Below are 6,127 nucleotides of genomic sequence, written 5' to 3' on the forward strand. Positions count from 1 at the left end.
TATTATGCCAACAACAAATCTAAATATACGAACAGATAGAATTATTAAGGAAAATGCGGATAAAATATATTCTGAATTAGGATTAAGTATGACAACAGCTGTTAATTTATTTTTACGAGCTACTATTAGAGCAAATGGAATCCCTTTTGATTTAAAACTATCAGCTGATAAGGAATTATTAGAAGCTAAACTATTATTAGAAGGTATTGAAGATATCAAAAACAATAAACTTATCGATGGAGAAAAAGCTCTTTCGAATTTAGAGAAAAAATATGGAGTATAAATATCAATTTACTTCACACGCAGAAAAAGATCTTGATGATATCCTATCTTACCTTGAATTTACCATAGCTAGCCCTACAGCAACTAAAAACTTTTTAAAAAAACTTCGATTAACACTAAGCAATATATGTTTATTTCCGAATAGTTATAAATTAATTCAAAATAAATATATAAATAATATTCACATTAGAAAAGCCTTAGTTATGCAATATATTCTTTATTACTCTATCGATTCACTAAATAATAGGATTATAATAATTCGATTCTCTCATAGTGAACAAAATGAAGATGATTTCTTCAAAAATAATAAGTAGAGATAAGGTGACTTTGTTATACATTGTCACCTTATCTCTATTTAAAATCTCTATACTGTATACTCCTCTAAAAGTTGTTCTATTGATGTTGCTGGTCTGTCTAATACTTTTTCTATGTCTAGTGAAACTCCTTCTTGTTCACCTTTTTCTATTGCTGTATATGTACTTACCCATGAATCATATTCCCATTGTTCTGCTTCCCATTTTTGACGAGATTTATAAGCTTCTTCTACTGTTTCATTGTAATATGTAATTTCCCTACCTGTTTTCTCACTAACAATTTTAGCAATTTCTTTCATCGATAGATTTCGTGGTCCTGTTAAGTTTAATACTTTGTATTTATATTCTTCTATATTTAACATAACCGCTACTACCATATCTAAAGCATCTTTACGAGCTACTGCAGATACTAAACCATCCCCTGCTGGTCCTCGAAGTTCTCCATATTCTAAACACATATCTAAAAAGAAATCTAGATAAAAATTATCTCTTAGGAATGTATATTGTAATCCTTGTTCTTTTATGTATTTTTCTGTTTGATAGTGGTCTCGTGATAAAGTAAATGTTGCATCTTCTTTATTATTATAGAATGAAATATATACGATATGTTCTACTCCTGCTGTTTTAGCTGCGTCAATAAATCCAATGTGTTCTTCCACCCTTTTAGCATTTTCTTTCGCTGATACTATTAATAATATTTTTACTCCAGTTAATGCCGCACGACTTTCTTCACTATTCTCGTAACTTGCTTTTCTTATTTCTGCATTACTGTATTTCTTAGCTTTCATAGGATTTCTTGCGATATGAACTGTTTCTATCCCTTGCTCACTTAAAACTTCCGCTACTCTTCCACCCAGTTTTCCTGTTACACCTGTTATTGCTATCATGCTGTTCTCCTTCTTGATTTCTAAGTTCTTCATTAATTATACTAGCATACTAACAATTAAAATTAAAGTATGCACTTTTTTGTATTGGGAGTGACTCAAAAATCTTGATTTCTAAAGAAACAAGATTTTGTAGAGTCAGCCCCGTACAGTTTATTAGATATCTAAAAAGCTTTTATAAAGCGAACTTAGATATCAATAAACCACTGTGTCTATGAGTTCTCATATTAACTTTGTTAAATTTTAGAACTTTTGGGACAGCTCCTAGCTAAATCCCTCCATTAAAATCATCAAAATTATATCCTTTACAATTCATCTTTATCATTATAAAATTAAATGTATATTATTAGAAATGTTGGTGCTTATTTATGAATTTGAATTGTAAAATAAAATTTGAGAAATATTTAAAAGAAAATAATTTAGAAGATAAAAATAACATATTAGAGCTTTTCAGTCAGCTAAGTCTAGAGCAACTTGCTGAAAAACTTCTAACTTTAGATGAAGATGAAATTATAAACTATGCAATTGAGTGTGTTTGTGAAGAACTTCTTATTACTTCATCGTATAAAATAGAACGTACTGGGATGAAACTTGGTCTTCACAGAATGGAACATATTCTTGAACTTTTCGACCATCCTGAAAAAGATCTTAAAGTAATTCATGTCGCTGGAACTAACGGTAAAGGTTCTACTTGTTCTTATTTAAAAGATGTGTTAAAAACTAAGTATAAAGTTGGATTATATACAAGTCCTGGTATGCTGAGTTTTAATGACAGAATCCGTGTTAACGATGATTTTATCTCGTATAAAGAAGCTTATCGATTATTCAAACTAGTACAAGAAACTTATGACAAAAATAATCCAGATCCTAGTGATAAACTGTCATTCTTCGAAATCATTACTGGTGTAGCTTTATTATACTTTAGAGACCAAAAAACAGATTTCGTTATTATGGAAGTTGGTCTTGGTGGAAGATATGATGGTACAAATATCTTTAAAGAAAAAGTATTATCTATAATTGCAAAAATCGGTCTAGATCACACTGCGATTCTTGGCGATACACTTGAGAAAATTGCTTATGAAAAAGGTGGAATTATCCAAGAAAATGATAATGTTCTAATTTATCCTGCTTGTGAAGGTGTCGTAAATGTAATAAAAGACATCTGCGAAGAAAAACATGCTAGTTTAAGTATTTTAAATGATAAAGATATTGTTGTGAAGAAAGTCGAAGCTAGAGGCAACGTATTCTCATATAAAGGTGTAGAGTATTCTACTAAAATGGTCGGTGCACACCAAACTTTTAATGCATCTTTAGCTTTAGAAGCATTATCTAACCTGAAAAAACGCAATATTATCGATATAGAGGATGATGTTATAAAAGAAGCTCTAAGTAAATCAGTTTGGATGGGACGTTTAGAGTGGATCCGTGAAAATATCCTTCTAGATGGTGCGCATAACAATGATGGAATAGATAGTTTAGTAGCCTACTTAGATAAGCAAAAATTCCCTAAATTGAAGATTCTACTTGGTATTCTTGAAGACAAAGATTATAAAGATATGATCAAAAAATTAAAAACAATCCCTACTGAATTCTCAGCAACAAAAGTTCCAATCGAAATTAAAGAATCAAATCTTGATAATCTAGTTCAAAGCTTTGGTGATACTCATGTTACTAAATATGATAATTATGAAATTGCTTTAAACAACATTATCCCAAATCTAAAAGACGATGAAATTCTTCTAATTACAGGTTCACTTTATCTTATCTCAGCGGTAAGAGGTGAAATATTGGAGAAATACTAAATATGTAAAACAATCCAGAGTATAGCATTAAAACTAATTCTGGATTGTTTTATATCATCATATAATAATTATAAAGTAGAAATAATTCTAAAAATAGGTTTTAAGAAACTATTTACATGTTGATTCGTTTATAATAAAAATTTGAAATATAATATTTACTATAATTCATAACATTCAAATAAATTACTTATTGTAACCCCCTCTTAGATATTATCTAATTCTTTTTATTTTAAAATTCTATTATTACCAGATAATAGGTGGCCAATCTCCTCCTAAAACCGACAGAAGTAGAGTAAATATTAATAAAAATTTATAAAATTTCTTCATTTTCTTTCTCCTTCAACTTTGATAAATATGACAAAGCCATGCCCTTCATATATTCATTACTTTCTAACATAAAAATAGTTATAGCCTTATTACATGAATCTATAGCACTGTCTATTAATTTCTGCTCTTCGAATAATTTTGATTGTAAAAAATAATTATCACCTAACATATAAAACGATTTAGCATTAAGAGATTTTGAGATAGCTAGAGCATTCCACTTAGTAGCTTCTTCTAGCTGTTGTATCATTCCATAAATCCTAGATATTGAATAATAAAAAGGTTGTTCAAAACTTGTTCCTTTAATAACATCAAGATAAGGTAATACCAATTCATAATATTTCTTAGAACTTAAAAAATCTTCTCTTTCCGAATAAAAATTCCCTAAAGTATTACAGATTTTACAATATAAAAGAGAACCTATTTCAGCTTTTCCACTAAGAGATTCCAACTTTTCTATAGCAACATCCAATTTGCGTTCTATTTGATATAGTAAAATAGATTTTAACCACTCTACATGTAGTAATTCATCTTTATTTAATGATTCTAAATTTATAGATTTTACCAAAACTGATAAGGTTTTATAATCTCTTTTTACTAACATTTCTTCTAGCTCATAGAAATCAAATGACAAATCTTTTACATTCGTCATATCTAAAGAAAATAGATCTGCTATATCTTCCATTGGAATACAAAGTTTTTTTATAATTTTAAAAAATATATCAACTGATGGAGTTATTTCTCCTTTCTCTATTCTACTAATAATAGTTTGCGTACATATTCCTTCTGCCAACGTTTTCTGTGACAACTTTAAGTTTTTACGTTTTGTTTTAATTAAATTAGCTAATTTAGTTTTCATTATAACTCCTAAGTATATACTATTATATTCCTATTAAGAATATAATAACACAAACTCTCATATTATACAATCTTTCCTTCTATAAATTAATCTTTTACGTATACTTTATTTTATATATAAATACTTTAGTTTTATATTTTATACTTATTTTAATATTTTTGTTGACTTTTTCGTTATCTAGTGCTAATATTGTTTTAATATATTATATGAGGAGGTTACTTATGTTAAATAATATAATTTTTGCAAACTACTCAAAATATTTGTCAGAAGAATACACTAGCATAAATGTTTTAAATAAAAGATTAGGTATTTCCAATAGAAATTTCGAAAAATTAGAAATATCAAATACTATTGATAAAAATTGTAAATATTGTTTAAAGGCGAATCATAATGACTAATTTATTAAAGAAAAATATTCTAGTGTACTATTTTTCAATAATACTGATTTCACTAACAAAAGCATTGCCTCACTCAATCTTAACTTTAATATTATTTGAAAAAGGATTAACTATTGCTAATATAGCCGTTGTTCAAGCTATGTATAGTTTAGCTATATTATTTTTTGAAATCCCTAGTGGATTGTGGGCTGACTTATATTCTCGTAAACAACTATATATTCTATCAAACGTCATGTTATTGATAATGTGTCTTTTAATTTATTATAGTCATAATTATTATCTCATTTGTTTTATTTGGTTCTTATATGGAGTTTCTGAGTCGATTAATAGCGGTACAATAGAAGCAACAATTATTAATGATATAAAAAAAGAAAATAATTCTAAGTTATATATTAATAAGTTTATAAAATTATCTAACCAATTTTCTTTAGTAGCAGTGATTATTGGCAGTCTTTTAGGATCATATTTATATTTTAATTATGGTTTGAAATTTTATTTTCTATCAGTTGTTCTTTGTTTCTTATCCATATTAATAATCTCTATCTTTTTTAAAGAATACAGTACACCAATGCTTAGAGAAAACTCTTCTCTAAAACAACAGGTAAAAGTTAGTATATATGAACTTAAAAAATCCAGAGAATTAAAATTACTATTTATTCTAAGTATAGTAAATCAAGTGTTTTTCCAAACCCACTTTCAATTATGGCAAGCATTGTTCTTAGAAAAAGGTTGGAGCAGCAACAAACTATATATTCTATATATATTATTTCAAGTATTAGCAATATTAGCCTATTCTGTTCCAATTCTAAATTTTAATAATAGACAAAACCGCCTAAAATTCTTACTAATATTTTCTATCGTACCACCATTATTTTTACATGTATCCAATATTTATGTGGTACTACTCCTGTATACATATAGTGTCTTGGTTTTCATAGTTATTGAATATATATTAACTAATAGTTTTGCAAATAGAGTAACAACACAAAATATTAGCTCATTAACTTCAATGAAATCAAGTCTCTCAAGAATATCGGCAATAGTCATCTTAGTGTCTTCTAGTTATTTTTTAAAGATATATTCTGTTCAATATATTGTTACTTTTAATTTCCTACTTTCTCTAATATTATTAATAGGTATTTCTATCTTTTATAAAATCAAAAACACGTAATAAATAATAGACAAATCTTACACAAAAAAGAACCAGCATTGTACCGACCCCAAAAAGTTAGACCAAAAAATCTAACTTTTTGGAGGTCGGTAT

Annotated in this window: 7 protein-coding genes; 5 read left to right on the forward strand and 2 right to left on the reverse strand. The window is 27.3% G+C overall.

What is annotated here, in order from left to right; all coding sequences use genetic code 11:
• The first annotated feature begins 4 nt into the window (after positions 1 to 4).
• Positions 5 to 283, forward strand: a complete 279-nt coding sequence (locus RYK99_RS06070; RefSeq protein ID WP_314991012.1) for a type II toxin-antitoxin system RelB/DinJ family antitoxin — start codon at positions 5 to 7, stop codon at positions 281 to 283.
• Positions 273 to 596: a type II toxin-antitoxin system RelE/ParE family toxin gene (locus tag RYK99_RS06075; protein ID WP_314991014.1), complete on the forward strand. Its 324-nt coding sequence runs from the start codon at positions 273 to 275 to the stop codon at positions 594 to 596. The genes RYK99_RS06070 and RYK99_RS06075 overlap by 11 nt, the downstream gene beginning before the upstream one ends.
• Positions 597 to 646: 50 nt before the next feature.
• On the opposite strand, the gene RYK99_RS06080 is transcribed toward RYK99_RS06075, so the two are convergent.
• The gene (locus tag RYK99_RS06080) at positions 647 to 1,483 is read right to left on the reverse strand and encodes an SDR family oxidoreductase (RefSeq protein WP_314991016.1); all 837 of its coding nucleotides are present in this window, start codon (positions 1,481 to 1,483) and stop codon (positions 647 to 649) included.
• A 365-nt stretch (positions 1,484 to 1,848) separates the two neighbouring features.
• Between RYK99_RS06080 and RYK99_RS06085 the strand changes: the two genes are divergently transcribed.
• Positions 1,849 to 3,282 carry a folylpolyglutamate synthase/dihydrofolate synthase family protein gene (locus tag RYK99_RS06085; RefSeq protein WP_314991018.1) on the forward strand — a complete coding sequence of 478 codons (1,434 nt, stop codon included), beginning with the start codon at positions 1,849 to 1,851 and terminating at the stop codon, positions 3,280 to 3,282.
• A 310-nt stretch (positions 3,283 to 3,592) separates the two neighbouring features.
• On the opposite strand, the gene RYK99_RS06090 is transcribed toward RYK99_RS06085, so the two are convergent.
• Complete coding sequence (locus tag RYK99_RS06090; RefSeq protein ID WP_314991019.1) at positions 3,593 to 4,465, reverse strand: helix-turn-helix transcriptional regulator; 873 nt, start codon at positions 4,463 to 4,465, stop codon at positions 3,593 to 3,595.
• A gap of 221 nt (positions 4,466 to 4,686) precedes the next feature.
• Here RYK99_RS06090 and RYK99_RS06095 point away from each other — a divergent pair, with 221 nt between their 5' ends.
• A complete protein-coding gene (locus RYK99_RS06095; protein ID WP_314991020.1) occupies positions 4,687 to 4,863 on the forward strand; it encodes a hypothetical protein in 177 nt (58 codons plus the stop codon).
• Positions 4,856 to 6,034, forward strand: coding sequence for an MFS transporter (locus RYK99_RS06100; RefSeq protein WP_314991021.1), 1,179 nt, complete (start codon positions 4,856 to 4,858; stop codon positions 6,032 to 6,034). The genes RYK99_RS06095 and RYK99_RS06100 overlap by 8 nt, the downstream gene beginning before the upstream one ends.
• The last annotated feature ends 93 nt before the right edge of the window (positions 6,035 to 6,127 follow it).

The sequence above is a fragment of the uncultured Gemella sp. genome, from assembly GCF_963537375.1.
Lineage (GTDB): Bacteria > Bacillota > Bacilli > Staphylococcales > Gemellaceae > Gemella.